This window comes from Mesorhizobium sp. M0563, assembly GCF_040321065.1.
GTDB lineage: Bacteria > Pseudomonadota > Alphaproteobacteria > Rhizobiales > Rhizobiaceae > Mesorhizobium.
Genome location: NZ_JAMYQV010000007.1, coordinates 32,769 through 59,676 on the forward strand (window position 1 = coordinate 32,769; position 26,908 = coordinate 59,676).

A 26,908-nucleotide genomic window follows, 5' to 3' on the forward strand; every position below is an offset into this window, starting at 1 on the left:
CGGTTTGCAGAAAAAGGATCACGCGATGGCGGTCGTCTCGACGGCTTTCGCCATGTCGACGACCGTCCATCCTGGCCGATATGGATTGGGCCGGCGACCCGTTTCGCGAAAGCCGTAGGCCTTATACAACGAAACGTTCCGTTCCATTCTGGAATTGGTGTAGAGTCGGATTTCAGGCAAGCTCCACAGGCGCGTCTGTTGCTCGGCCCAGTCGAGCAGCGCTATGCCGAAACCCTTGCCTTGAAAGGCGGGCGCAACGGCGACGCTGAAGATCACTGTGTGGTCATCGTGCCGTTCGAGAACGATCAGGCCGGCCGGCTGTCCGTACTGCTCCGAAAGCCAGACCTCGCCGCGTTCTATGCGCGGCGCATAGTCCTCGGTGACGGGGATCGGCGGCGCTCCGAACAGGGCAGTGTAGGGCGCGTAGGCGTCGGTGGTGAGCGAGATCACCGTAGGGAGATCATCGGCCCGAGCGGCTCTCATGATCAAAACTGGCCCGCGCCGGCAGCGGCCGCAATCACCTTGTCCATGCCGGCGGCGATCGCAGCGACGGCATTGCGACTAGCGTCGCCCAAGCCGTGGCGTTCCGCCAGCCAGTGTGCGTCATTGTAGGAGAGCCAGACCGTGCCTTGCTCGTCCTCCCAAGCCAGCGCCTTGACCGGCAGATCGATGCCGGCAAGCTGCCGGTCCTGCATCAGTGGCGTACCGCCTTTGGGATTGCCGAAAATCAGGAGCTGGGTTGGACGCAGTGATGTTTCGACATTGCGCGCACCGGCGGCGTGGTCAATGCGGGCGAAGACCAGCAATCCTGCACGTTCCACAGTCTCGACCAGGCGATCGATGGTTTCGGCCACGCCGAAGCTGCTTTGGACCGTGATGAGACCGTTCTTTGCCATCACTCCGCCGCTTCGCGCTTGCCTCCGGGGCGCCGCTCCAGCAATTCCCTCAGGAACTGCCCGGTATAGCTGCGCTTTTCGCGAACGATGTCCTCCGGCGTGCCGGACGCCACCAGCTCGCCGCCGCCGTCACCACCTTCGGGGCCAAGATCGAGAACCCAGTCAGCGGTCTTAATCACCTCTAGATTGTGCTCGATGACGACGACCGTGTTGCCCTGGTCGACCAGCTCGTGCAGCACTTCAAGCAGCTTGGCGACATCGTGGAAATGCAGGCCGGTGGTCGGTTCGTCGAGGATGTAGAGCGTTTTGCCGGTTGCCTTGCGCGACAGTTCCTTGGCGAGCTTGATGCGCTGCGCTTCGCCGCCCGATAAAGTCGTCGCCTGCTGGCCAACATGGATGTAGCCGAGGCCGACCCGTTTCAGCGTCTCCAGCTTGTCGCGCACGCCGGGCACGGCGGCGAAGAAATCGACGCCTTCCTCGACCGTCATGTCGAGCACGTCGGCGATGGACTTGCCCTTGAACAGCACGTCGAGCGTCTCGCGGTTGTAGCGCTTGCCGTGGCAGACATCACAGGTGACATAGACGTCGGGCAGAAAATGCATCTCGATCTTGATGACGCCGTCGCCCTGGCAGGCCTCGCAGCGGCCGCCCTTGACGTTGAACGAGAAACGGCCCGGCTGGTAGCCGCGCGCCTTGGCCTCCGGCAAGCCGGCGAACCAGTCGCGGATCGGCGTGAAGGCGCCGGTATAGGTTGCAGGGTTGGAGCGCGGGGTGCGCCCGATCGGCGACTGGTCGATATCGATGACCTTGTCGAGGAATTCCAGCCCTTCGATGCGGTCGTGATCGGCAGGATGCTCACGCGAGCCCATGATGCGGCGTGACGCCGCCTTGAACAAGGTCTCGATCAGGAAGGTCGACTTGCCGCCGCCGGACACGCCGGTGACGGCGGTAAACGTGCCGAGCGGGATTTCAGCGGTGACGTTCTTCAGATTGTTGCCGCGCGCGCCGACGACCTTCAGCCGGCGGTTCTTTTTCGCCTCGCGCCGAACCGCAGGCGTCGCCACTTCGAGCTCGCCCGACAGATATTTGCCGGTGATCGAGGCGGGAGTCGCCATGATCTGCTGCGGTGTGCCCTGGGCGATGATGTGACCGCCATGGATGCCGGCGGCCGGGCCGATATCGACGACGTAGTCGGCATGCAGGATGGCATCCTCGTCGTGCTCGACGACGATGACCGTGTTGCCGATGTCGCGCAGATGCTTCAGCGTGTCGAGCAGGCGGGCATTGTCGCGCTGATGCAGGCCGATCGACGGCTCGTCGAGCACGTAGAGCACGCCGGTCAGGCCGGAGCCGATCTGCGAAGCGAGGCGGATGCGCTGGCTCTCGCCGCCCGACAGCGTGCCGGAGTTGCGCGACAGCGTCAGATAGTCGAGACCGACATCGTTGAGGAAGCGCAGCCGCTCGCGGATTTCCTTGAGCACGCGCACTGCGATCTCGTTCTGCTTGTCGTTAAGCGAAGCAGGCAAATCGGTGAACCACTGGTCAGCCTTGCGGATCGACAGCTCGGTGACCTCGCCAATGTGCTTGCCGGCGATCTTGACTGCGAGCGCCTCGGGCTTCAGCCGGTAGCCGCGGCAGGCCGGGCAGGGCGTGGCCGACATGAAGCGCTCGATCTCCTCGCGCATCCAGGCGGATTCGGTTTCCTTCCAGCGGCGCTCGAGATTGGGGATGACGCCCTCGAAGGTCTTGGTCGTCTTGTAGGAGCGCAGCCCGTCATCATACTGGAAGGCGATTTCGCGCTCGCCAGTGCCGTGCAGGATGGCTTGCTTTGCCTCTTCGCTCAAATCCTTGAACTTGTCGCCGAGCTTGAAGCCATAGGCAACGCCCAGCGCTTCCAGCGTCTGCGCATAATAGGGTGAGGTCGACTTCGCCCACGGGCTGACGGCGCCGGCACGCAGCGAGACATTCTCGTCGGGCACGACCAGGCTGGCGTCAATGGCGCGCTGGCTGCCGAGCCCGTCACAGGTCGGGCAGGCGCCGAACGGATTGTTGAACGAGAACAGCCTGGGCTCGATCTCGGGAATGGTGAAGCCGGACACCGGGCAGGCGAATTTTTCCGAGAACAGCATGCGCTCATGCGTCTCGTTCTTCGACTTGTTGACCGAATCCTCGCCGGTCTGGCTGGCGTCGAGCGGCTTGTCGGCAAATTCCGCCACCGCCAGCCCGTCGGCCAGCTTCAGCGCGGTCTCGATGGAATCGGCGAGCCGCGTCGCCAGATCGCCGCGCACGACGATGCGGTCGACGACGACGTCGATGTCGTGCTTGTACTTCTTGTCCAGCGCCGGCACGTCGGCCATCTCGTAGAAGACGCCGTCGACCTTGACGCGCTGAAAACCCTTTTTCTGCAGCTCGAGCAGTTCCTTGCGGTACTCGCCTTTGCGGCCGCGCACCATCGGTGCCAGGATGAACAGCCGGGTGCCCTCTTCGACCGCAAGCACCCGGTCGACCATCTGCGAAACCGTCTGGCTCTCGATCGGCAGGCCGGTGGCCGGCGAATAGGGGATGCCGACGCGGGCGAACAAAAGCCGCATATAATCGTAGATCTCGGTGACGGTGCCGACCGTCGAGCGCGGGTTCTTCGAGGTGGTCTTCTGCTCGATGGAGATGGCCGGCGACAGGCCGTCGATCTGGTCGACGTCCGGCTTCTGCATCATCTCGAGGAATTGCCGTGCGTAGGCCGAAAGGCTCTCGACATAGCGGCGCTGGCCTTCGGCATAGATGGTGTCGAAGGCAAGCGACGACTTGCCGGACCCCGACAGGCCGGTCATGACAATCAGGCTGTCACGCGGCAGGTCGAGATCGACATTCTTCAGATTGTGTTCGCGTGCCCCGCGAATGGAGAGATATTTATGGTCGGCCATCGCCGGTCGCCGCCTCAGAATCTGGAATTCGTGGGATGGGCGGGTTTTCCCGACCACCCCCTATGTAGGTAATTTCGCCGCCTTTTCGAGAGACGCCACAACTCTCGACCAATGCGTTTAACCGCCTTTCGCGCGAACGGGCAAGCGGAAAGAACAAAGGCCGAACACGCTCCTGACAAAAGCTGCCCGTACAGCCGGCTTCACAATGCGTCTCGCGATCACATTTTTCGGTAATCGGCTATTCAAGGTTGACGTCCATGCGTCACGGGGGCAGACTCCAAACGTCAACGAAGCCGGCCGTCTTTCGATGGCCTCGCGGCCTGGGGCTAGCCTGCGAGACGCCGCGGGTTTTGCGATGAGCGCTTCGACGACGACAGTCGCAACGAACAGAAGGAGAGCAGAGGCATGACTCCACCGGATAGTTCCTTGAGGCTCCACGTGTCGCTGGAGCCGCGGCAGGTATAAGTAGCCAGGTCAGGCGTTTAGCGCTACCTGCCAACGTTGACCTGCCGCTCCCCACAACAATCAGAGACTGCTAGTCGGATCGTCGGCTGAATGCCGCGAAGCATCCGAAATAAAAAGCCGGCAGTACACTCCCGGCAATTTGGATTTTAGATCCAAGAGGCCCCGTCAGTTGCACAAGCAATGGCGGGGCTGTTCGTTTGAAGCGCACATTTGCGGTGCATACCAGGCGAACTTAGCGGCTGGGTGGCCTGATCCCGCCGGTGGCGACATCGATGGTGATGCTACCGGAAATCCGAACTTCGGTATCGCCGATCTTGAATGTGCCGTAGCCGCTGCTGGGAACCGCCCCGTCGGGCTCGGGCTGCAGCGCTGGCTCGGCGATGCGATAGTCGCTGGTCACACCGGGCAGGGCGCCCCTTTGCGAAGACGTCGAATTATCTTGGGCAAGTGCCATGCCCACCAGCATGTTCGTGCCGGCAACGGTCGCGACGGCAACGCATAACAGGCTGGATGGACGGTTCGCGATCATCACCGGACTATAGTGCCGCGATAGCGGCAAGACCAGACCGACTGCCCTGAAATTGCTGGGCGCTCAGTCGCCTCAGTGCCGGCCGCCGCCTTCGCTCGTTCACGCGGCCTGTTTGCGAGTGTCGAAAACATAGTCAACGAGGCCCCAATCCTTGGCCTCCTGCGCGGTCATGAAAAAGTCGCGGTCGAGCGTGCGTTCCACTTCTTCGTAGGTGCGGCCGCAATGCTGGGCGTAAAGATCGGTCATGCGCCGCTTGGTGCGAAGGATGCCCTCGGCATGGCGCTGGATGTCGGAGGCCTGGCCCTGGAAACCGCCGAGAGGCTGATGCAGCACGATGCTGGCGTTGGGCAATGCGATGCGCCGCCCCGGCGTGCCCGCCATCAAGAGGAACGAGGCCATCGAGGCGGCGAAGCCCATACAAACGGTGGAGACCGGGCAGCTGATGTACTGCATCGTGTCGTAGATGGCGAAACCGCTGGTCACCACGCCGCCCGGCGAGTTGATGTAGAGCGAGACCTCCTTGTCGGGATTGTCGGATTCCAGCGACAGAAGCTGGGCGCAGACCAGCGCCGAGGTGCCGTCGTCGATCGGGCCGTTGATGAAGACGATGCGCTCGCGCAGCAGCCGCGAAAATATGTCGAAGGCGCGTTCGCCGCGGCTCGACTGCTCGATCACCATCGGCACCAGATTGGCAAGGCCGCTCATCGTTTCTCTCCGTTGACTATTGTCGTTCAGGCCGCGCGCAGGAAGAGGCGCGGGATGTTGGCGGCGATCTGCTTGTGCCTGGGATTGCGCGCTTCAAACGAAAGCCGACAGCCGGCGCCTGCCATCGCGATCTCCGGCATCGCTGCCCGAGCAAAACCATCATGGACGATGCGCAGATGCGTGCCGCCGGAAACGGTGCGATCGAGCGTAAAGGTGACGATGCTGTCCACCGGGCTGTCGTCCATTGGGCTGTCCACCGGGCTGCCGGGCGGCGCCTGTGTATCGCCGGGCGCCGGCCGTTCCCGCCAGGAATAGCGCAGCAGCCGTCCGGGATCGGCGTCGAGGATTTCGCATTCGATCGGCGCCTCCGGCGCTTTAAAGGCAAAGCGGCTACCGATCTTTGGTTCAATGTCGTTCGGCATCATCCAGGCCGCGAGCAGGTCCGGCACCGTCAGCGCCCGCCACACCTTTTCCGGCGGCTCCGGCAGCTCGCACTCGAACTCGATCTTGTCTGCCGCCATTTCCGCGCGTTCTTTGCCTCGGCTGGTCATTGGTCCATGTCCTTCAAAACCGTCTTGAGCCTTTCGATGCGCTCTGGCCAGAACGCGCGGTAGCGTTCGATCCAGCCGAGCAGTGGCGCAAGCCCCTTCGGATCGGCGCGGTAATAGGCGTTGCGACCGGCCCGGCGCTCGACCACGAGGCCGGCGCCGCGCAGCACGGCGAGGTGTTGCGATACCGCCGGCTGCGATACCGGCATGCCAGTGCGCAGTTCCGACACCGTCATCTCGCCGCCGGCGAGCCGCTCATAGACGGCGCGACGCGTCGGATCGGCCAGTGCCCGAAAAATCTCTGCTTCGATCATGTCAAAAGCATAAGTCGATACTTATCGGTTTGGCAAGCCGTGTTTTTAAGACAGGCGGTGTTTTTTAAGACGGGCGAGGTTTTACAAACTCGCTGGAAGCCAGCGTCTCACCATGTCAGGGGATCCGTTGAACGTCGCCTCGAAAACTGATGACGCGAGCACGGCATGGATATGAAGCATTTCGGAGCCGACGTTTCGGAAGCCATGTCGCCTGCGCGCGGCAACAACAAGCGACTGTCCGGCAGTCAAGACGACATGCTCTTCGTCGATCCACATCTCGGCCTTGCCAGCGATGACGGTAAGCACTTCCTCGACCGGGTGCCAATGTGTCGGGGCGCCAACCGCTGGTTCGACCCATTGTTCGAATATGCAAAGTTGAGTTGCGCCGTTGCGAGCCGAGACATGCATTCGGGTCTTTACCCCCGCCCGCCATTCTTCTTGCGGCTGATCGTCATGCGCAACCGTCTTCATGCGTTCCCCTCGATCCCATGGTCTGTGGAAATTCGACGCCAAGACACTACTTCTTGCTGACAACTATTGACAGTGCAGGGCCTGTACTATAGAACGAAAAGAGAACAAAAACGTTGTGGGAAAAGGCAGCGACGGCAGGCAGGGCTTATCCATAGCCTGTAAGGTGCAGCGACAGAAATCTGGTTTCGGATGAGCGCGGAGAAGTATCATGGCGGGTAGCGTCAACAAGGTCATTCTGGTGGGCAACCTCGGGGCGGACCCTGAAATCCGCCGCCTGAATTCGGGTGACCCGGTTGTCAACATCCGCATCGCGACGTCGGAAAGCTGGCGCGACAAGACGTCCGGAGAGCGCAAGGAAAAGACCGAGTGGCACAATGTCGTGATCTTCAACGATCAGATCGCCAAGGTGGCCGAGCAGTATCTGAAGAAGGGCATGAAAGTCTACGTCGAGGGCCAGTTGCAGACGCGCAAGTGGCAGGACCAGACCGGCAATGACCGCTATACGACCGAAATCGTGCTGCAGAAATTCCGCGGCGAGCTGCAGATGCTCGATGCACGGGGCGAGGGCGGCGGCCAGGTCGGCAACTATGCCGGTGGTGGTGCCAGCCGCGGGTCCGATTTCGGCCAGTCCGGCCCGGGAGAAAGTTTCAATCGCGGTGGCGCCAACAAGGGCACCGGCGGTGGTTCGTCGCGCGAACTGGACGACGAAATCCCGTTCTGATTTCTCGGGGCGGACTGCCCTTGCGGCGAAAAGCGCCAGCACCTTGGCCACGAAATGGCGTCCCGAAAATCTGTCTTGGATTTTCGGGACGTTGTGCGTTTGAGCGGTGAAAGGACGGATCAGTGAAAGCAAGGGTCAAATGGGTCGAGGAGCGCACTTTCGTCGGCGAGTCCGCCAGTGGGCACAAGCTGGTGCTAGGCACTGCGTTCGGGCCGGAGGGCAAGACGCCGGGGCCGAGCCCAATGGAGCTGGTGCTGATCGGCACCGGCGGCTGTTCGGCTTATGACGTGGTCCATATCCTGGAAAAGGGGCGCGAGGCGGTCGAAGATTGCGTCGTCGAACTCGATGCCGACCGTGCAGAAGCCGATCCCAAGGTGTTCACCCGCATCCACATGCATTTCGTCGTCAAGGGCCGGGCGCTGTCGCACGACAAGGTAAAGCGCGCGATCGAGCTTTCGATCGAGAAATACTGCTCGGCCTCGGCAATGATGGCCAAGACCGCCGTGATCACCCATGACTTCGAAGTGATCGAGACGGCGAAGTAGGGCGGTTCCTACGTCGCCATCAGTGCCTTGATGCCGTCGGCGACGAACTGCACGGCGAGCGCCGCCAGTATGACGCCAAGCAGCCGCGTGAGGATCGAACGGCCGGTCTGGCCGAGGATACGGTCGATGCGCTCTGACAGCACGAACACCAGGTAGGTGATGACAAGGCAGATCGCGATGATGCCGACAAGTGCTGTCTGCGCGCTAAAACCCTGAAACGAGCTTGAGAGCAGGACGGTCGCCGAAATCGCGCCGGGACCCGCAATAAGCGGGATCGCCAGCGGAAAGGCGGCGATGTTGTGGATCATGTCCCTGGTGATGGCGACATCGCCGATCTTCTCCTTGCGGTCCTGCCGGCGCTCGAACACCATTTCGAAGGCGATGAAGAACAGCAGAAAGCCGCCGGCGACGCGGAAGGCCGGCAGGGTGATGCCGAAGACTGACAGGATCGACGCGCCGGCGACTGCGAACAACGCCATCACCAGGAAGGCGATGACCGAGGCGCGCACGGAGACCTGGTTGCGCTCCTCGCGGTTCATGCCGCGGGTCACGGCGAGGAAGAGCGGCGCCAGGCCGGGCGGATCGATCGTCACCAGTATGGTGACGAAGGCGTTGAACAGGCTGTCGAAGCTCGGCATGCTGACCCTCCCCGCCGGCAATGCCGGATAACGGGATTGGTAGAGCAAAGCGGTGCCAGTGGAAACCGTGCGGATCAGGGGCTGGCGGCGCGCCGCGCCAGAAACTCGACTTCGACACGCCAGGTGGCGCCGTCGTCATACGAGCGCTCGCCCAGCCAGCGGAAGGAATCTCCGGTGATCCGGGAAAAGCTCCAGCGTACCGAAGCGCCGGTGCCGTCTGCGCCCAATTGGACGATCGTGTCGCCTTCGACGCGGCCCAGCTGGCGGCTGTAATACTGGTTGCGCGGGTCGCTCCAGAAGATGTGCCAGGCGTCGACGCCTGGGTCATAGACGCGCAACGTCGTGCCATAGAAGGTCCATTTGCCGAGCGACGGCGAGGGGCCGGCGTCGCGAGCGGGCAGGATCCATACGTCCTGGATCGCTCGGCCTTCTAGCACCCAGCCGAAGTGCACCTCGCCGCGCCCGGTCAGCACCTGGCCGTCTTCGAGATGGCGCGTGGCGTCGAACGTCCAGGCGCCGACGAAGCGGCCGTAAAGGTTCAGTTTCTCGGCAAGGGCCGGTGCGGGCCCATCGCTGTGCAGGGCCTTGGCAAAGGAATTGGACATGGCTTCGCTCTCATCTTGTCAGGAGACCGGCAAGCATAGAAGCCGACAGGGGTTCTGCGCTTGGGAAAAATTGCTATGTTTCGGCGATGACGACGAGCGCGCATAGGCTGGCGTCGGGCCGAGGCTGGCAGGTGTTGGATGTCATCTGCACCGCTAGTGCCGCCGACAGGCCATTCGAGGAGGAGCATCGGGATTTCTGCGTCGCCGCCGTGACCAGCGGCACGTTCCGCTATCGTGCGCGCCAGGGCACGGCGATGCTGGCGCCGGGCGCGCTCCTGCTCGGCAATCCCGGCACCTGCTACGAATGCGGGCATGAGCATGGCACCGGCGACCGCTGCCTCTCCTTCCATTTCGGACTGGCCTATATGGAGCGGATCGTCGCCGACGCGGGCGCAAAGCAGCTTGATTTCAGCATGCCGCGCCTGCCGCCTTTGTCGGCGCTGGTGCCGCTGCTCGCCGAAGCGGAGGCGGCGCGCGAGATGGCCGACACCGGCGCGTTCGAGGAACTCGCCCTGCGCATTGCCGGCGCAGCCGTGACAGCGGCTTGCGGCGATACGGATCGGGGACGAGCGCCAAGCCGCCGTGACCAGAAGCGTGTCGCCGAAGCGGTGCGCCGCATCGAAATCGATGCCGACCGGCCGATCTCGCTTGCCGAACTCGCCGACGAGACCGCCACCAGCCCTTACCATTTCCTGCGCACCTTCCGGCACGTTGCCGGCATGACGCCCTATCAGTTCCTGCTGAGAGCGCGGCTGCACAGGGCAGCCGTGCGGCTGCGGACGTCAGATCAGGCGATCTCGGCGATCGCCTTTGCGGCGGGATTCAACGATCTATCAACCTTCAACCGCCGTTTCCGGCGGCTAATGGGCGAGACGCCGGGAACTTATCGCGCCCGCCGGCGACGCTCGTGAAAGGGTGCCACGGCCATATCGTCGCAATTGGTGTATCCTTTTGAATTTGCCGCTAAAAACGACACTGGAAAACTGCCGCGATTATTGGAGTTTCGGGCCGGCTTCCTATATAAGCACCAAGTGATTCCTGATTAGATTGTGATCCGATTTGACCGACCAAAAGACACCGCGCGGCGCCGACGGCGGCCCCACCGGCATCGAGCCGATATCCATCATCGAGGAGATGCAGCGCTCCTATCTCGATTACGCCATGAGCGTAATCGTCAGCCGTGCGCTGCCGGACGTGCGCGACGGCCTCAAGCCGGTGCATCGCCGCATCCTCTACGCCGCCTATGAGAGCGGCTATCACTGGAACCGCAAATATGTGAAATCGGCACGCCCGGTCGCCGACGTGATGGGTAAATACCATCCGCATGGCGACGCCTCGATCTATGACGCTTTGGTGCGCATGGCGCAGGATTGGTCGCTGCGCGTTCCGCTGATCGACGGGCAGGGCAATTTCGGCTCGATCGACGGCGATCCGCCGGCGGCGATGCGCTACACGGAATCGCGGCTGACCAAGGTCGCGCATGAGTTGCTGGAGGACATCGACAAGGACACCGTCGATTTCCAGGACACTTACGATGCGTCGGGCAGTGAACCGAAAGTCCTGCCGGCGCGCTTCCCGAACCTGTTGGTCAACGGCTCCGGCGGTATCGCCGTTGGCATGGCCACCAACATCCCGCCGCACAATCTGGGCGAGGTCTGCAACGGCGCCATTGCCCTCATCGACAATCCGGCGATCGACCTGCCGGCGCTGATGGAGATCATTCCTGGACCGGATTTCCCGACCGGCGGCATCGTGCTTGGCCGCTCCGGCATCTACAGCGCCTATTCGACCGGCCGCGGTTCCATCGTCATGCGCGGCCGCGTCAACGTCGAGCCACGCGGCAACGACCGTGAATCGATCGTCATCACCGAGGTTCCCTACCAGGTGAACAAGGCGTCGATGATCGAGAAGATGGCCGAGCTGGTGCGCGATAAGCGCATCGAGGGCATTTCCGACATCCGCGACGAGAGCGACCGCCAGGGTTACCGCGTCGTTATCGAACTGAAGCGCGACGCCGTCGCCGACGTCATCCTGAACCAGCTTTACCGCTTCACCCCGCTGCAGACGTCCTTCGGCGCCAATATGGTGGCGCTGAACGGCGGCAAGCCGGAATTGCTGACGCTGACCGACATGCTGAAGGCGTTCGTCGCCTTCCGTGAGGAGGTGATCAGCCGGCGCACGAAATTCCTGCTGCGCAAGGCGCGCGACCGCGCCCATGTGCTGGTCGGCCTTGCCATCGCTGTTGCCAACATCGATGAAGTCATCAAGCTGATCCGCACGGCGCCGGACCCGCAGACGGCGCGCGAGCAGTTGATGGAGCGGCGCTGGCCTTCGGGCGACGTGGAATCGCTGATTCTGTTGATCGACGATCCGCGCCATCGCATCAACGAGGACGGAACCTACAATCTCTCCGAGGAGCAGGCCCGCGCCATCCTCGAACTGCGCCTGCAGCGCCTGACCGCGCTCGGCCGCGACGAGATCGCGGACGAGCTGAATACGATCGGCAACGAGATCAAGGATTACCTGGACATCCTGTCGTCCCGCGCCCGCATCCAGCAGATCGTCAAGGACGAACTCATCGCCGTGCGCGACGAGTTCGGCACACCGCGCCGCACCGAGCTCGCCGAGGGCGGGGCCGACATGGAAGACGAGGACCTCATCCAGCGCGAGGACATGGTCGTCACCGTCAGCCATTCCGGTTACATCAAGCGCGTGCCGCTGTCGCTCTACCGGGCGCAGCGCCGCGGCGGCAAGGGCCGCTCCGGCATGTCGACCAAGGACGAGGATTTCGTCACCCGGCTGTTCGTCGCCAACACGCACACGCCGGTGCTGTTCTTCTCCTCACGCGGTATCGTCTACAAGGAAAAGGTCTGGCGCCTCCCGATCGGCAACCCGCAATCGCGCGGCAAGGCGCTGATCAACATGCTGCCGCTCGAACAGGGCGAGCGCATCACCACCATCATGCCGCTGCCGGAGGATGAGACGAGCTGGGGCGAGCTCGACGTGATGTTCGCCACCACGCGCGGCACGGTGCGTCGCAACAAGCTTTCGGACTTCGTCCAGGTCAACCGCAACGGCAAGATCGCCATGAAGCTGGACGAGGAAGGCGACGAGATCCTCGGCGTCGAGACCTGCACCGACAATGACGACGTGCTTTTGACGGCAAGTTCCGGCCAGTGCATTCGCTTTTCGGTCAGCGACGTACGCGTCTTCCAGAGCCGCAATTCGGTCGGTGTACGCGGCATAGCCATGGCCGATGGCGACCGGGTGATCTCGATGGCGGTGATCGAGCATGTCGATGCGCCGCCGGCCGAGCGGGCCGCCTACCTCAAGCGGGTGGTGGCTGAACGCCGGCTTGTCGTCGACATTGCCGCCGGTGAGGAGGAAGAAATCCAGCTTACCAATGAGGAGGTCGGCGAAGAGGCGGAGCTTTCCGACGAGCGCTACGAATTCCTCAAGGCACATGAGCAGTTCGTGCTGACGGTTACGGAATATGGCTACGGCAAGCGTTCGTCGTCCTACGATTTCCGTCTGACCGGCCGTGGCGGCAAGGGTATCCGCGCCACCGACGTGTCGAAAACGGCCGAAATCGGCCGCCTGGTGGCGACTTTCCCGGTCGGCAATGACGATCAGATCATGCTGGTTTCGGATGGCGGCACCGTCATCCGCGTCCCGGTCAACGGCATTCGTTTTGCCAGCCGCGCCACCAAGGGCGTTACGATCTTTAATACCGCAGAGGGCGAGAAGGTCGTTTCGGTGGAGCGGATTTCAGAGCCGCAAGCCGACGAAGAGATCGAAGAGAGTGTCCATGCTGAAGGTGGCGCTGCTACCGATGCCGAAGGTGGGGAGCCTGACACTACCGTCGAGTGAGTTTGCCGCGACGGCGCCAGCCCTATGGGCCGGCGTTCTCAAGAAACCCCAGCAATCTAGAAGTGGCGATAAGGCTTGCGGATGCCGAAGCCTTCGAACCGTTTGGTATTGGCCTTGGCGCGGACTCGCTGTGCTTCCTGATGCAACCCGAATACGGTAGCGATCAGCATGGCGACGGTCATTGCGGTGGCGAGCATGTAGATCAGCATGTGCGTGTTCTCCTGCGCCTAACAACGGTTAGATGGGTGTTTGGTTTCATCTTTCGAAGCTGCAACTTAGTGAACACTGCGTGAAGCCGTTGTGAGCGGCACATTCATCTGTCGTTCACGTCGGCCAAAAGGTTCATGGGGCGGGCCTGCCGATCGGATTTGCCTTTAGGGGAGAGGCTCGCTAGAAGCACCTGCCATGACCGAACGCATCGCCCTTTATGCCGGCTCTTTCGACCCGCTGACCAACGGCCATCTCGACGTGCTGAAGGCGTCGCTGGCCGTGGCGGACACCATCTATGCGGCGATCGGCATCCATCCCGGCAAGAAGCCATTGTTTTCCTTCGAGGAACGGGTCGATCTGATCGAAACGGCAACGAAGGCGGAATTCGGCAGCGACGGTGCGCGCATCAAAGTGGTCGCCTTCGACGGTCTGGTCATCGACGCGGCCAGGAAGCATGGCGCCTCGATCATGATCCGCGGCCTGCGCGACGGCACCGATCTCGACTACGAGATGCAGATGGCCGGCATGAACGAGACCATGGCGCCTGAGCTGCAGACGGTTTTCCTGCCCGCCAGCCCCTCGGTGCGCACCATTACCGCCACACTTGTGCGCCAGATAGCTTCGATGGGAGGCGACATCCGCCACTTCGTGCCGGCGGCCGTGGCCGGCGCGCTCACCGCCAAATTCGCGAAATAAATGCATGTCGCTCAAAAGTGGAGCCCGGTTTTGGGTAACGACATGCATGGACGAAGATATTCGGAGAAAGATCCCATGCAGCTGAAAAAGCTTGCCTTCTTGCTTGCCGTGCTTGCCGGTCTTGTGACGGCATCCGTGTCGGCCTTTGCCGCCGATCCGGAAAACACCATGATCGTAACGCTGAAGGACGGCGACGTGACCGTCGCGCTGAGGCCCGACCTTGCGCCGAAGCACGTCGCGCAGATCAAAAAGCTGGTGCGCCAGGGCGCCTACGACAACGTCGCCTTCCACCGCGTCATCGACGGCTTCATGGCGCAGACCGGCGACGTCAAGTTCGGCAATATGAAGAGCGGCTTCAATGCCGACGCCGTCGGCACCGGCGGTTCCGATCTTCCCGACCTGCCGGCCGAATTCTCCAGCACCGAGCACTACCAGCGCGGCGTGGTCGGCATGGCCCGCTCCGACGATCCGAATTCCGCCAATTCGCAATTCTTCATCATGTTCGCGCCGGCACCGCCGCTCGACGGCCAGTACACCATCGTCGGCAATGTCGTCAGCGGCATGGAGCTGGTGGACCACATCAAGAAAGGCGAAGCGGCGCAGAACGGGACGGTGACCGACCCCGATCGCATGATCAAGGTGCGTATCGCCGCTGACGGTAAGTAAACCCAAGTTTCAAAAGGATATTTCTGACATGGCCGAGATCAAGGACCGCGAGAACGCGCTTATCATGGACACGACCAAGGGCAAGGTCGTCGTCGAATTGTTTCCAGACCTGGCGCCCGGCCATGTCGGCCGTATCAAGGAACTGGCACGCGAAGGCGCCTATGACGGCGTGGTCTTCCACCGCGTCATCGACGGCTTCATGGCGCAGACCGGCGACGTCAAGTTCGGCAATTCCAACAAGCCGTCTTTCGCGCCGTCGCGCGCCGGCACTGGCGGTTCCGACAAACCCGATCTGAAGGCCGAGTTCTCCAACGCCAACCACGGTCGCGGCACCTGCTCGATGGCCCGCTCGCAGAACCCGAACTCGGCCAATTCGCAGTTCTTCATCTGCTTCGACGATGCCGCCTTCCTCAACCGCCAATACACGGTATGGGGCCAGGTCATCGAAGGCATGGACAATGTCGACAAGATCAAGCGCGGCGAACCGGTGCAGGATCCGGACAAGATCGTGTCGCTCAAGGTCGCGGCCGACGTGAAATGACCGGCCGGGCTGTCGCGGCCATCGCATTTGTGCTCGTCGCGGCGGCCACTCCGGCGCTGGCGACGGAATCGATCGTCTGCAGCGCCGACGGCGGCGCCGCATCGATCGACGTTTTGATGGGACACACGGCCGTCATTGCGGTGGCGCGTGTGTGGCTGGAGGCCGGCGGCAAGACATGGACCACGGACGGCCAGCCGGGTTCAACGAAAGTCATCGTCGGACAGGCATTCGAAGACGACGACCGCATGCTGATTGATCTCACTGATGAGGGCCTCAGCTCGGTCGTCGCCAAATTGCAACTGGTCAAGGCCAGCGAGCAGTCCAGCTTCGCAATGGGCGGTACGCTGAGCATAGACGGTGTCGGCGCCTGGGCGGTGACCTGCCCGGAACCTTGAGGCGGGGATTTCTTGCGCGTCGATCTTTTCGACTTCGATCTGCCGGACGAGCGCATCGCGCTTCGCCCAGCCGAACCGCGCGACAGTGCCAGGATGCTGGTGGTCAGGCCGGGCGCAGGGCTCGAGGACATGACCGTGCGCGACCTGCCGTCCCTGCTCAAGGCTGGTGATGTGCTGGTCTTCAACGACACCAAGGTCATTCCTGCGCAGCTGAAAGGCATCAGGCGGCGCGGCGAAGCAGCGGCGCAGGTCGAAGCCACGCTGCACATGCGGACGGCGCCCGACCGCTGGCTCGCCTTCATGCGGCCGGGCAAGCGCATCGCCGCCGGCGATCGTATCCATTTCGGTCATGACGCCAACTCCTGCTTTCTCGGCCAACTCGATGCGACCGTGATCGAGAAGGGGGAAGGTGGCGAGGTGCTGCTCGGCTTCGACCTGTCAGGTCCGTTCCTCGACGAGGCGCTGCGCTCCGTCGGCCACATCCCGCTGCCGCCCTACATCGCCTCCAAGCGTGACGACGACGAACGCGACCGCAACGATTACCAGACCATTTATGCGAGGGAGGAGGGCGCCGTGGCCGCGCCGACGGCAGGGCTGCATTTCACGCCGGAGCTGTTTGCGACGCTCGACGCCAAGGGCATAGAGCGCCGTTTCGTCACGCTGCATGTCGGCGCCGGCACGTTCCTGCCGGTGAAGGCGGACGACACCGCCGACCACAAGATGCACGCCGAAACCGGTTCGGTCAGCCCGGAAACCGCCGAGGCGCTGAATGCGGCGAAAGCAAAAGGAGGGCGCATTATCGCCGTCGGCACGACATCGCTACGCTTGTTGGAGAGCGCGGCTGGCGAGGACGGCAGGCTGGCAGCATGGTCAGGCCCGACCGACATCTTCATCACGCCCGGCTATCGCTTCAAGACCGCAGACATGCTGATGACCAATTTCCATCTGCCGCGTTCGACGCTGTTCATGCTGGTTTCGGCCTTCTGCGGTTTGCAGACCATGCGCGCGGCCTATGCGCATGCCATCGAGAACCGCTACAGGTTCTATTCCTATGGAGACGCAAGTCTTCTGTTCAGGGAGGATAACGATGGACGATGACCTGGAAACTTTCGGCCGCGAAGCCTTGCTCGCCGAGGTCAGGAAACTGCGCGCCGGCATCCGCCAACACCGCGACGCCACCGGCCATGATCTGTGCTGGCATCACCCCGACCTCTGGTCGCTTTTACCCGAAAAGACCGAGCCGGCGATTGCCGTGCCGCCCTGGCCGAAATTCATGCGCGGCTGCATCCGCTACCGGCAGTCGCTCGACCGACAGGCTCCGGACGCGCCGGTGTTCGACAAGGAGTTCGATGGCTAGGGAATTCAATGACTAACGCATTCGCCTTCAAGGTGCTGGCGACCGAAGGCAGAGCCCGGCGCGGCTCAATCACCATGCCGCGCGGGGAAATCCGCACGCCCGCTTTCATGCCGGTCGGCACCGGCGGCACGGTGAAAGCCATGTATATGGATCAGGTGCGCGGTGTCGGCTCGGACATCATCCTTGGCAATACCTACCACCTGATGCTGAGACCCGGCGCCGAGCGCGTGGCTCGGCTCGGCGGCCTGCATGAATTCGCCCGCTGGCCCTATCCGATCCTCACCGACAGCGGCGGCTTCCAGGTGATGTCGCTGTCGAAGCTGAGGAAACTGACCGAGAACGGCGTGACCTTTCGTTCGCATATCGACGGCGGCGCCTACGAGATGTCGCCGGAGCGTTCCATCGAGATCCAGGGGCTGCTCGATTCAGACATCCAGATGCAACTCGACGAGTGCACGGCGCTGCCGGCCAAGGAAAAAGAGATCGAGCGTGCCATGGAGTTGTCGTTGCGCTGGGCCGAGCGCTGCAAGACGGCGTTCGGCGAGCAGCCCGGCAAGGCGATGTTCGGCATTGTGCAAGGCGGCGATATACCGGACCTGCGGCTGCGCTCGGCGCAGGCGCTGAAGGCGATGGAGCTGAAGGGCTACGCGGTCGGCGGGTTGGCCGTCGGCGAGCCGCAAGCGGTGATGCTGGAGATGCTCGACATCACTTGCCCGGAGTTGCCGGCTGATCGGCCGCGGTACCTGATGGGTGTCGGTACGCCGGACGACATCTTGAAGTCGGTGGCGCGCGGCATCGACATGTTCGACTGCGTGATGCCGACGCGGGCAGGGCGGCATGGCCTTGCCTATACACGGCGCGGCAAGGTCAATCTGCGCAACGCCCGCCATGCCGACGATCCGCGCCCGCTCGATGAGGAAAGCGACTGCCCGGCCGCACGCGACTATTCGCGCGCCTATCTGCACCACCTGGTGCGCTCGCAAGAGGCGCTCGGGGCGATGCTCCTGACCTGGAACAATCTGTCCTACTACCAGCAGCTGATGCGCGACGTTCGCGAAGCGATCGGGGCTGGCAGGTTCGCCGGACAAGCTGAGATCATCACGCAGCAATGGGCAAACGGTGACCTCCCCGTCCGGTAGGCGTGCTCGCCAGGAATCCGGCTCCAGGGAGGAGTCGCACCTGCCATGAACTGTTTTGAAACGTCTGCCTAATAAGCATTGCCGGACGACATCGGGCGAGGATCAAGAACCTGTTCGTTTCGGGGCAAGTTTCAGTTCCTGGCACGACGGTGCGGACGAATGGCAGCGCCGAGCCTTCGCCTTCGCCCTCCGTGGCGGTCCAGCAATGGACGGCGGGGTCGTTGCTTGCCGTTCTGGTCATCGCCGTGACCGGCTTGGTTTTGCGCTTGCTTGGCGCGCGCGGCGACCTTTGGCTGGACGAGATCTGGAGCTTTGCGCTGATTGAGCCGCTGACCTCGATCGACCAGATATTCTGGCGCGTCAATCACGACAACAATCATTTCCTCAACTCGGTCTATCTCTATCTCATCGGCCCCGACGCTTCGCCTTTGATCCAGCGAGGCCTGTCGATAGCACTAGGTGTTGCCACGACAGTTGCGGCGGCAGCGACCGCCGCACCGCACGGACGACGGGCGATGATTGCCACAAGCCTGTTGTTTGCCGTGAGCTATCCGATGGTGCACTACGGCTCGGAGGCGCGTGGCTATGCCGGCCTTGTGCTCTTTACGCTGCTTTCGGTGGTTTTTCTGGAGCGCCGGCTCGACAACAAACGGTTGTCTGGCACGGCCTTGGCAGCGGCGATCCTTTTCGGGTTCCTATGCCATCTCACCATGATCGGAATGGTGGCAGTCCTCGCAATCTGGACCGCGTGGCTCGCCTGGCAGCGTACGGCGAGGGTCAGCCGTGTCGTTGCGGATCTGGCGTCGATCTTCCTGCCGGCCTTGCTTGCCGTGCTGCCGCTGGCTGCCTGCGTGTTTATCGGCGGCAGGCTGTTCGGCTTCAGTGTCGGTGGTGTTTCGCCGTTCTCGATTGCCGCCTTCGCGCAGGGCTATGGCGGAATGATCCGCTCTCTGTTCGGGCTGCCCCCCTGGTTCGGCGACTGGCCGTATATCGTTGCCGCCTGCGGTCTTGTTGGCCTCTCCGCTGGTGTCTGGTGCGATCGCCGGGCCAGCCTCTATGTCATCGGGATTATCGGACTGCCTTTGCTCATGGCGGCGACACATCTGCCCAATCTCGAGTTTCCGCGCTATTTCATCATCAGCGAAACATTGCTGCTGCTCTGGGCCGGCGAGATGATCGGTCGCGGCTTGGCTGCTCGCGGGACTGCCAGGCTATTTGCGGTGGGAGCACTGGCGATCGTGGTGAGTGGAAGCATTTCGTCGCTGCTCCAATTCTATCAGTACGGACGCGGCTCGTACGCTGCTATGGTCGATGAAATGACCAGGAACGGCGCTGCCGCCTATGCGAGCAACAGTGATTTCCGCACCGCCATGGTCGTCGATTATTTTGCGGCGCGGACGGATCGTCGGGCTTGGCTGGTTCCGGAAAACAGGATGTGCGCCGACCGGCCGGCTTGGCTGATCCTCGAGGGGGATGTGGACAAGCAAGCCGAACATGTTGAACCGACGGCCTCATGCGCTTTGGCGTATGAACGGGCCGACGCGTCGAGACACTGGGGGTTTTCAGGCCTGAGCTGGACGCTCTACCGGCGACAGGATTGAGACAACTTTGCCCTCCTCAAGCACCCTCAGGTGCTGAGCGACGTGGACGCGCGCAGGCTGCAGCCGGTGATCCGAAAGCTGCCGTCAGGCTGTAGTTCGAGCGTGTAGACCGCCTCATAGTCCTTGCCATCCGGGCCGACGATCAGCACCTGCTGGATGATCGAGGTCGGGCTCGTCTCGCGAACCTTGCCGAAGGAGTAGGTCTGCGGTTGGCGCACCGGCGGGTAGCCGTTGGTCACCATGTTCATGAAGGTATCGACAGTTGGAAAGATGCGTTTCACATTTGGTGCGGCAAAGCTGTAGGCCGTCGCTCCGTCGTTGGCGATGAAGGCCTTCAATTGACCATCGATGACCGTTTGCGCCGCCTTGACTTCGGCGTCGCCAGCAAAGGCCTGGGATGCGAAAATGAATGGAACGACTGCGAATGCGAAAAACGCGCGGCGCATGGCCTGTCTCCGTTGTCCCTGAGAAATCGCTGTCCGAGGTACATGATACTATACGCTTTGCAGTGCTCGAGGGTTTCAGCCGAGCGCAAACATTCGGCGCCGCGAGCTGTGTCCAGACCGAGAAAGCATTGTCGAGGCTAGAACAGCCTGAGCGATGGCCGATGCTTGAAAGCCGGGCGGCAGTCTGCCACAAGGGCCGCTCGATTTTACCTAGAGCGTGCGATGTTGGGCAGGACCAGGCGATGAAAGCATTTTTCGTGCAGATAAAGTGCGATCTGGGCAAGGCCTATGACGTTGCCAGCGCCCTGGCCGATGCCGAGATCGCTTCCGAAATCTACTCGACAGCCGGAAATTACGACCTGCTCGCCAAATTCTATGTCGACGACGAGGAAGACATCGGCCACTTCGTCAACGAGAAAGTGCAGATTCTTCCCGGCATCAAAGACACGTTCACGGTCGTCACCTTTCGCGCGTTTTGATCCGCATCCGGCATCTGCCCGGACACGAAGCAAAGCCTGACTACGGCCCGATCGGCACTGCCTTAATTTTAGGCAAGAGCGATATACTGATCGCCGGCGCCCACCAAATCACCGATTGCGCTTGATTTTCTCCAGCGAGGCCAGTGAAATGGCGCCACAGGGGAGTATGCGATTGGCAGCGTTCGATGAAATGCTTCCGGAAGTTTCCGGGCTGAGAAAACCGTATTCGGCTTACGATCGCTGGCTGAAGGAACAGGACCCGGCCAGGCTTAACGAGAAGATGCAGGACGCCGAACGCGTCTTTCGCAAGACCGGCATCACATTCGCCGTTTACGGCGAGCAGGAAGCATCGGAGCGGCTGATACCCTTCGACATCGTTCCGCGCATCATTTCCGGCAACGAATGGCGACGGCTGACGCAAGGCATCGAGCAGCGCGTCCAGGCGCTGAACGCCTTTCTCGACGACATCTACCATCGTCAGGAAATCTTGCGTGCCGGCCGCGTGCCGAAGGAGTTGATCGCCAAGAACGAGGCGTTCCTGCCCGAAATGATCGGGGTGCGGCCGCCGGCCGGCGTCTATACCCATATCATCGGCGTCGACATCGTACGCATCAGCGAGAACGAGTTCTACGTGCTGGAGGACAATGCGCGCACGCCGTCCGGCGTCTCCTACATGCTGGAGAACCGCGAGACGATGATGCAGCTCTTTCCCGAGTTGTTCCAGCAGATCAAGGTGCGGCCGGTGGAGAATTATCCGCAGCTCTTGCGCCAGTCGCTGGCCGCAGTGCGGCCGCAAAGCACCAAGGGCGCGCCGACCATTGCCGTGCTGACGCCGGGCAGCTTCAACTCGGCCTATTTCGAACATGCTTTCCTTGCCGACCAGATGGGGGTGCAACTCGTCGAAGGGCAGGATCTGCGCGTCGTCGATGGCCATGTCGCGATGCGCACGACCGAGGGCTACAAGCAGATCGACGTGCTCTACCGGCGCGTCGACGACTCGTTCCTCGATCCGCTGACCTTCCGCCCGGACTCAGCCCTTGGCGTGCCGGGCATTATGGACGTCTACCGCGCCGGCAATATCACGATCGCCAATGCGCCCGGAACCGGCATTGCCGACGACAAGGCGATCTATTCCTACATGCCCGAAATCGTCGAATTCTACACCGGCCGCAAGGCGATGCTCGGCAACATCCCGACCTGGCGCTGCTCGGAACCGGACAGCCTGAAATATGTGCTGGAGCACATCGACGAACTGGTGATCAAGGAGGTCCACGGGTCCGGCGGTTACGGCATGCTGGTAGGACCTGCGGCGACCAAGAAGGAATGCGAGGATTTTTCCAAAAAGCTCGCGGCAAAACCGTCGAACTACATTGCCCAGCCGACGCTGGCGCTGTCGACCTGTCCGATCCTGACGGACAAGGGGCTGGCGCCGCGCCATGTCGATCTGCGCCCCTATGTGCTGGTGTCCGACCGTATCCAGATCGTGCCCGGTGGACTGACGCGAGTAGCGCTCAAGGAAGGCTCGCTGGTCGTCAATTCCTCGCAAGGCGGCGGCACGAAGGATACTTGGGTGTTGGATGATTAGAGCGAATAGCGAATAGTGAGTAGCGAATAGCGAATAGTGAGTAGCGAATAGGGAAGAGGGCACCAACACGACTATTAACTCTTACAGGGACTTGATTGTTTGGAAGGCGGCCGTTGAATTGGCTGTAGATTGCTATTCGGCAACGAAAGCCTTTCCGAGCAGCGAAGTTTACGGGATGACGTCTCAGATACGGCGATCATCTGTATCGATTGCGGCAAATGTCGCCGAAGGGCACGGGCGAGAAAACACGGGATCGTTCGTTCAATATCTTCGCATAGCGCAAGGTTCTCTCAAAGAGTTGGAAACGCACCTAATCTTGTCTGGAAGGGTAGCGCTGATGGTTGAGCAGGACGTATTGCGTTTGCTTGGCCAGGCCGATGAGATCGGGAGAATGCTGCGTTCGATGATCAGGAGTCTGCAACAGAAATCATGAAGCCGATTTTCCCCTATTCGCTATTCGCTATTCGCTACTCACTCAGCATCGAGGCACGTTGACATGCTTCTCGGCCGCACCGCCAACGGGCTCTATTGGATGAACCGCTATATCGAGCGGGCGGAGAACATGGCGCGGTTGGTGGATGCCGGCCTGCGCATGGCGCTCACTCGCACGCAGAATGCTTCGGAGGAGTGGAATTCGGTGCTGCTCAGCGCCGGCTCGGACGCCAGCTTCACGCAGAAATATTCGGACTACACCGCCGCCAATGTCGCCGACTACCTGCTGCGCGATACGTCGAACCCGTCGAGCACGATGTCGTCTATCGAAACGGCCCGTAACAATGCCCGCATGGTGCGCACAGCATTGACGCGTGAAACCTGGGAAAGCATCAACGAAGCCTGGATGTCGCTGAAACGGATGTTGGCCAAGCCGATCGACGAGCGCGACCTGCCCAGCGCGCTCGACGCAATCAAGCGCGAGACGGCGCTGATCCGCGGCTCGTTCTACGGCACCATGCTGCGCAACGAGATCTTCGATTTCTCGCAGCTCGGCACCTATGTCGAACGCGCCGACAACACCGCGCGCATCCTGGACGTGAAGTACTATGTTCTGTTGCCGTCGATCTCCTGGGTCGGCTCGACGCTCGACAACTACCAGTGGGAATCGATCCTGCGCTCGGTGTCGGCGCACCGCTCCTACCGCTGGGTCTATGACGCCGACTACAAGCCGAGCAACATCGCCGACTATCTGATCCTCAATGTCCGCATGCCGCGCTCGCTGACCTTTTGCTACCGCTTCCTGACGGAGCATCTCAAATTCCTGGGTGACGACTATGGTGAGCGCCACGCCTGTCATGCGACGGCCGCCAAGACCCATTCCATGCTGACGGCCGGCTCGATCAAGGATATTTTCGACGCCGGCCTGCACGAATTCCTGGCCAATTTCATCCGCGACAACACCAGGCTCGGCGATGAGATCGCGCAGGATTACAGGTTCTATTGAGCATGATCCCAAAAAACGAAGACCGGTTTTCGGTAAGGCTCATGCTCCAGGGACGAGAGCGATGCGGCTGAAGATCACCCACCGGACCGAATACCGCTACGATGCGCCGGTGCATTATCTGTTGCAGCGTTTGCGGCTGCTCCCGGTGAACGGGCGCACCCAGACGGTGCTGTCCTGGGCGCTGAAGATCGAAGGCGCGCGCGAGGAAGTGCGGTTCACCGACCATTTCGGCAATGATACCCGGCTGTTGAGCGTCGAGGGCGAGCGCGACTTCATCACAGTCGAAGCAGCCGGCGAAGTGGTGACGCGCGATACCGCCGGTGTCTGCGGACCGCATCAGGGTTTCGCGCCGCTCTGGCTGTTCGGCCATGAAACGCCGCTGACGACGATCGGCAGCGGCATTCGTGAGCTTGCTGCCTCGGTGGGCAAGGGCACCGACATCGAAAGGCTGCACCGGCTAATGGCCGTGATCGGCGAGCGTGTCGCTTATACACCCGGCACCACCAACGCGACGACGCCGGCCGAAGAGGCCCTTGCGCTCAAGACCGGCGTTTGCCAGGACCACAGCCATATCTTCGTTGCCGCGGCTCGCGCCATGGATTTCCCGGCGCGCTACGTCAGCGGCTATCTGATGATGGATGCAGCGATCGAGCAGGCGGCAAGCCACGCTTGGGCCGAGGCGCATGTCTCGGGCCTGGGCTGGGTCTCCTTCGATGTCGCCAACGGCATTTCTCCCGACGAGCGCTATGTAAAGGTGGCGATCGGCCGCGATTATCGCGACGCCACGCCGGTATCGGGAATTCGGCTGGGACAGGCGGAAGAACAGCTTGCGGTCACCGTCACCGTGGAGCAGTAATCCCGGCAAGATTGTTGCCAAAGAGATTCGATGACCTATTGCGTCGGCCTGAAGATCGATCGCGGGCTCGTGTTCATGTCGGACACGCGCACCAATGCCGGCATGGATTCGATCTCGACCTTCAGGAAGATGCATGTCTGGGAGGAGCCGGGCGAGCGCGTCATCGTTTTGATGTCGGCCGGCAATCTGGCGACAACCCAGGCCGTAGTCAGCCTGCTCGACGAACGCACCAAGGCAGTGGCGGAGCGCCATGCCACGCTGCTCGAAACGCCCTCCATGTACCAGACAGTCCGGTTGGTCGGAGACACCGTCAAGGAGGTCATCGCCAGTTCGTCGCCGGCCGGCGAAAAGGCGGATTCCTATTTCAACGCCTCCTTCATCCTCGGCGGTCAGATCAAGGGCAGCGCGCCGCGCCTGTTCATGATCTATCCGGAAGGCAATTTCATCGAATCGACCGACGATACGCCGTTCTTCCAGATCGGTGAGACCAAATACGGCAAGCCGATCATCATCCGGGCCTACGAAAAGACGATGAGTTTCGCCGAGACGGTAAAGCTGTTGCTGGTGTCGTTCGATTCGACGCTGAAGTCGAACCTGTCGGTCGGCCTGCCGCTCGACCTGCTGTTCTATGAAAAGGACACTTTCAAGGTCGGCCTCAAAAAGCGAATAAACCATGACGATCAATATTATCGCACGATCTCGGATAGCTGGTCGAACGCGCTGAAGACCGCCTTTGCGAGCTTGCCTGATTTTCCCGAATGAAACCTTCGTTTTTCGTGCTCTTTGATCGCGGCTCGATGAGGCGCTACGGAGGCGAAGATGAATAGCAACGAATTCCGCGAATGGTCGCTGCGAGCGGCTGAATGGGGCGCCGACTACAGAAACAGCCTTCGCGAAAGACCGGTGCGGCCGCTTGTCGAGCCGGGCGAAATCTTCAAAAGCATCGATGTCGCGCCGCCGGAAGACGGCGAAACGATGCAGGCAATCTTTGCCGATTTCGAGCAAAAGATCCTGCCGGGCATGACGCACTGGCAGCATCCGCGTTTCTTCGCCTATTTTCCGGCCAATGCGGCACCGGCCTCCGTCGTGGCCGAGTATCTGGTTTCCGCGATGGCTGCGCAATGCATGCTCTGGCAGACCTCGCCGGCAGCAACCGAGCTCGAGATGCGGGTCGTCGACTGGATGCGGCAGGCGCTTGGTCTGCCGGAGGGATTTTCCGGCGTCATGCAGGATTCGGCTTCATCGGCGACGCTTGCCGCCGTGCTGACCATGCGCGAGCGCGCGCTCGACTGGCAAGGCAACAAGAGCGGCCTGCAAGGCCAGCCGATCGTGCGGGTCTATTCTTCCGACCAAGTCCATACTTCCATAGACCGGGCGATCTGGGTGTCGGGCATCGGCGAGGCGAACCTCGTGCGCATTCCGGTCGCCGGACGCTTTCGCGCCATGCAGACGGCGGCTCTGGAAGCGGCGATCGTCACCGACCGCGAAAACGGCATGCTGCCGGCCGGCATCATCGCCAGCGTCGGCGGCACCAGTACCGGCGGCACCGACGATGTCGCGGCTGTTGGCGCGGTGGCGAAGCGGCACGGGCTCTACCTGCATGTCGATGCCGCATGGGCCGGCTCCGCCATGATCTGCCCCGAGTTCCGGCATTTCTGGGCCGGCGCCGAACATGCGGATTCGATCGTCTTCAATCCGCACAAATGGCTGGGCGCACAGTTCGATTGCTCGATGCAGTTTGTTCGCCAGCCGGAAGACCTCGTGCGTACGCTGGCGATCAAGCCCGAATTCCTGAGAACACATGGCCGCGACGGGGTCATCAATTATTCCGAATGGTCGGTGCCGCTCGGACGGAGGTTCCGCGCGCTGAAACTTTGGTTCCTGCTGCGTGCACATGGCTTGGAAAATCTGCGAACCATGATCCGCAATCATGTCGCCTGGAGCGAGAGCCTTGCCGCGCGGCTGGCTCGGGAACCGGATTTCGAGATCGTAACGGAGCCGATGCTGTCGCTGCTCTCGTTCCGGCATCTTACGGCTGCGGGCATCGACTCTGACGAGCACAATTTGCGGTTGGTCAGCGCGATCAACGATGACGGCCGCATCTACCTGACGCAGACTCGGGTGGACGGGCAGGTGGCGATCCGCTTTCAGGTCGGGCAGTTCGAAACGACTGCGGCGGACGTCGATACTGCTTTCGAGGTCATCACTGAGATCGCCCGGGGCCTGAGTTGATAGCCTCGTCGAGATTGCGCCGGAGCTTTTCTCTCTGCA

31 protein-coding genes are annotated in these 26,908 nt (G+C 61.9%); 19 read left to right on the forward strand and 12 right to left on the reverse strand.

Annotated elements, in window-relative coordinates; translation table 11 throughout:
* Positions 1–18 precede the first annotated feature (18 nt).
* From NKI50_RS11630 to NKI50_RS11665, 8 genes are all read right to left on the reverse strand, one after another.
* Positions 19–489 (reverse strand): GNAT family N-acetyltransferase, encoded by a 471-nt coding sequence (locus NKI50_RS11630; RefSeq protein WP_352494576.1) that lies wholly within the window; start codon positions 487–489, stop codon positions 19–21.
* Positions 486–896: a DUF302 domain-containing protein gene (locus tag NKI50_RS11635; RefSeq protein WP_352494577.1), complete on the reverse strand. Its 411-nt coding sequence runs from the start codon at positions 894–896 to the stop codon at positions 486–488. Before NKI50_RS11635 ends, NKI50_RS11630 begins: the two co-directional genes overlap by 4 nt.
* Positions 896–3,817, reverse strand: a complete 2,922-nt coding sequence (uvrA, locus tag NKI50_RS11640; protein ID WP_352716593.1) for an excinuclease ABC subunit UvrA — start codon at positions 3,815–3,817, stop codon at positions 896–898. The genes NKI50_RS11635 and uvrA overlap by 1 nt, the downstream gene beginning before the upstream one ends.
* A 697-nt stretch (positions 3,818–4,514) precedes the next feature.
* Entirely contained in the window at positions 4,515–4,811 is a 297-nt protein-coding gene (locus NKI50_RS11645) for a hypothetical protein (protein WP_352642126.1), read from the reverse strand.
* Between the two features lie 99 nt (positions 4,812–4,910).
* Entirely contained in the window at positions 4,911–5,516 is a 606-nt protein-coding gene (locus tag NKI50_RS11650; protein WP_352642091.1) for an ATP-dependent Clp protease proteolytic subunit, read from the reverse strand.
* Between the two features lie 26 nt (positions 5,517–5,542).
* A complete protein-coding gene (locus NKI50_RS11655; RefSeq protein WP_023717800.1) occupies positions 5,543–6,067 on the reverse strand; it encodes an SRPBCC family protein in 525 nt (174 codons plus the stop codon).
* Entirely contained in the window at positions 6,064–6,378 is a 315-nt protein-coding gene (locus NKI50_RS11660) for an ArsR/SmtB family transcription factor (RefSeq protein ID WP_023717799.1), read from the reverse strand. The genes NKI50_RS11655 and NKI50_RS11660 overlap by 4 nt, the downstream gene beginning before the upstream one ends.
* Before the next feature lie 81 nt (positions 6,379–6,459).
* Positions 6,460–6,849 (reverse strand): cupin domain-containing protein, encoded by a 390-nt coding sequence (locus NKI50_RS11665; RefSeq protein WP_023717798.1) that lies wholly within the window; start codon positions 6,847–6,849, stop codon positions 6,460–6,462.
* A gap of 208 nt (positions 6,850–7,057) precedes the next feature.
* Here NKI50_RS11665 and NKI50_RS11670 point away from each other — a divergent pair, with 208 nt between their 5' ends.
* The gene (locus NKI50_RS11670) at positions 7,058–7,570 is read left to right on the forward strand and encodes a single-stranded DNA-binding protein (RefSeq protein WP_023717797.1); all 513 of its coding nucleotides are present in this window, start codon (positions 7,058–7,060) and stop codon (positions 7,568–7,570) included.
* Between the two features lie 122 nt (positions 7,571–7,692).
* On the forward strand, positions 7,693–8,115 hold the full coding sequence (locus tag NKI50_RS11675) for an OsmC family protein (protein ID WP_352482253.1): 423 nt from the start codon (positions 7,693–7,695) through the stop codon (positions 8,113–8,115).
* A gap of 8 nt (positions 8,116–8,123) precedes the next feature.
* Here NKI50_RS11675 and NKI50_RS11680 read toward each other — a convergent pair whose 3' ends face one another.
* Both NKI50_RS11680 and NKI50_RS11685 read right to left on the reverse strand, forming a co-directional pair.
* A complete protein-coding gene (locus NKI50_RS11680) occupies positions 8,124–8,753 on the reverse strand; it encodes a MarC family protein (protein ID WP_023717795.1) in 630 nt (209 codons plus the stop codon).
* A 74-nt stretch (positions 8,754–8,827) separates the two neighbouring features.
* Positions 8,828–9,358, reverse strand: coding sequence for a hypothetical protein (locus NKI50_RS11685; protein WP_352642095.1), 531 nt, complete (start codon positions 9,356–9,358; stop codon positions 8,828–8,830).
* Between the two features lie 86 nt (positions 9,359–9,444).
* Between NKI50_RS11685 and NKI50_RS11690 the strand changes: the two genes are divergently transcribed.
* Together NKI50_RS11690 and gyrA are read left to right on the forward strand one after the other, a co-directional pair.
* On the forward strand, positions 9,445–10,269 hold the full coding sequence (locus NKI50_RS11690; RefSeq protein ID WP_352642097.1) for a helix-turn-helix transcriptional regulator: 825 nt from the start codon (positions 9,445–9,447) through the stop codon (positions 10,267–10,269).
* A gap of 148 nt (positions 10,270–10,417) precedes the next feature.
* Positions 10,418–13,228, forward strand: a complete 2,811-nt coding sequence (gene gyrA / locus NKI50_RS11695) for a DNA gyrase subunit A (RefSeq protein WP_352716597.1) — start codon at positions 10,418–10,420, stop codon at positions 13,226–13,228.
* Between the two features lie 56 nt (positions 13,229–13,284).
* On the opposite strand, the gene NKI50_RS11700 is transcribed toward gyrA, so the two are convergent.
* Positions 13,285–13,437: a hypothetical protein gene (locus tag NKI50_RS11700; RefSeq protein ID WP_023717791.1), complete on the reverse strand. Its 153-nt coding sequence runs from the start codon at positions 13,435–13,437 to the stop codon at positions 13,285–13,287.
* Between the two features lie 196 nt (positions 13,438–13,633).
* Here NKI50_RS11700 and coaD point away from each other — a divergent pair, with 196 nt between their 5' ends.
* From coaD to NKI50_RS11740, 8 genes are all read left to right on the forward strand, one after another.
* Entirely contained in the window at positions 13,634–14,134 is a 501-nt protein-coding gene (gene coaD, locus NKI50_RS11705) for a pantetheine-phosphate adenylyltransferase (RefSeq protein ID WP_023717790.1), read from the forward strand.
* A 75-nt stretch (positions 14,135–14,209) separates the two neighbouring features.
* Positions 14,210–14,800: a peptidylprolyl isomerase gene (locus NKI50_RS11710; protein WP_023717789.1), complete on the forward strand. Its 591-nt coding sequence runs from the start codon at positions 14,210–14,212 to the stop codon at positions 14,798–14,800.
* A 28-nt stretch (positions 14,801–14,828) separates the two neighbouring features.
* On the forward strand, positions 14,829–15,341 hold the full coding sequence (locus NKI50_RS11715) for a peptidylprolyl isomerase (protein ID WP_352642103.1): 513 nt from the start codon (positions 14,829–14,831) through the stop codon (positions 15,339–15,341).
* Positions 15,338–15,736 (forward strand): hypothetical protein, encoded by a 399-nt coding sequence (locus tag NKI50_RS11720; protein ID WP_352642105.1) that lies wholly within the window; start codon positions 15,338–15,340, stop codon positions 15,734–15,736. Before NKI50_RS11715 ends, NKI50_RS11720 begins: the two co-directional genes overlap by 4 nt.
* A 12-nt stretch (positions 15,737–15,748) precedes the next feature.
* Entirely contained in the window at positions 15,749–16,834 is a 1,086-nt protein-coding gene (gene queA, locus NKI50_RS11725) for a tRNA preQ1(34) S-adenosylmethionine ribosyltransferase-isomerase QueA (RefSeq protein WP_352642107.1), read from the forward strand.
* Positions 16,824–17,093 carry a hypothetical protein gene (locus tag NKI50_RS11730; protein WP_023717785.1) on the forward strand — a complete coding sequence of 90 codons (270 nt, stop codon included), beginning with the start codon at positions 16,824–16,826 and terminating at the stop codon, positions 17,091–17,093. Before queA ends, NKI50_RS11730 begins: the two co-directional genes overlap by 11 nt.
* 8 nt (positions 17,094–17,101) lie before the next feature.
* On the forward strand, positions 17,102–18,232 hold the full coding sequence (gene tgt, locus NKI50_RS11735; protein ID WP_352482259.1) for a tRNA guanosine(34) transglycosylase Tgt: 1,131 nt from the start codon (positions 17,102–17,104) through the stop codon (positions 18,230–18,232).
* 221 nt (positions 18,233–18,453) lie between these two features.
* Complete coding sequence (locus tag NKI50_RS11740; protein WP_352642110.1) at positions 18,454–19,833, forward strand: glycosyltransferase family protein; 1,380 nt, start codon at positions 18,454–18,456, stop codon at positions 19,831–19,833.
* Positions 19,834–19,859: 26 nt separating this feature from the next.
* Here NKI50_RS11740 and NKI50_RS11745 read toward each other — a convergent pair whose 3' ends face one another.
* Positions 19,860–20,279: a DUF4864 domain-containing protein gene (locus NKI50_RS11745; protein WP_023717782.1), complete on the reverse strand. Its 420-nt coding sequence runs from the start codon at positions 20,277–20,279 to the stop codon at positions 19,860–19,862.
* 242 nt (positions 20,280–20,521) lie between these two features.
* Here NKI50_RS11745 and NKI50_RS11750 point away from each other — a divergent pair, with 242 nt between their 5' ends.
* The 7 genes from NKI50_RS11750 to NKI50_RS11780 all read left to right on the forward strand — a co-directional run bounded on the left by NKI50_RS11750 (position 20,522) and on the right by NKI50_RS11780 (position 26,869).
* Positions 20,522–20,758: an Lrp/AsnC ligand binding domain-containing protein gene (locus NKI50_RS11750; RefSeq protein ID WP_023674883.1), complete on the forward strand. Its 237-nt coding sequence runs from the start codon at positions 20,522–20,524 to the stop codon at positions 20,756–20,758.
* A gap of 172 nt (positions 20,759–20,930) precedes the next feature.
* On the forward strand, positions 20,931–22,343 hold the full coding sequence (locus NKI50_RS11755; RefSeq protein ID WP_023717781.1) for a circularly permuted type 2 ATP-grasp protein: 1,413 nt from the start codon (positions 20,931–20,933) through the stop codon (positions 22,341–22,343).
* Between the two features lie 73 nt (positions 22,344–22,416).
* Entirely contained in the window at positions 22,417–22,776 is a 360-nt protein-coding gene (locus NKI50_RS11760; protein ID WP_352482308.1) for a four helix bundle protein, read from the forward strand.
* A 63-nt stretch (positions 22,777–22,839) separates the two neighbouring features.
* Positions 22,840–23,781, forward strand: coding sequence for an alpha-E domain-containing protein (locus NKI50_RS11765; protein WP_023717779.1), 942 nt, complete (start codon positions 22,840–22,842; stop codon positions 23,779–23,781).
* A gap of 61 nt (positions 23,782–23,842) precedes the next feature.
* Positions 23,843–24,637, forward strand: a complete 795-nt coding sequence (locus tag NKI50_RS11770; RefSeq protein WP_023717778.1) for a transglutaminase family protein — start codon at positions 23,843–23,845, stop codon at positions 24,635–24,637.
* 30 nt (positions 24,638–24,667) lie between these two features.
* Positions 24,668–25,399, forward strand: coding sequence for a proteasome-type protease (locus NKI50_RS11775; RefSeq protein WP_352482263.1), 732 nt, complete (start codon positions 24,668–24,670; stop codon positions 25,397–25,399).
* 57 nt (positions 25,400–25,456) lie between these two features.
* A complete protein-coding gene (locus NKI50_RS11780) occupies positions 25,457–26,869 on the forward strand; it encodes a pyridoxal phosphate-dependent decarboxylase family protein (protein ID WP_352642116.1) in 1,413 nt (470 codons plus the stop codon).
* Positions 26,870–26,908 lie beyond the last annotated feature (39 nt).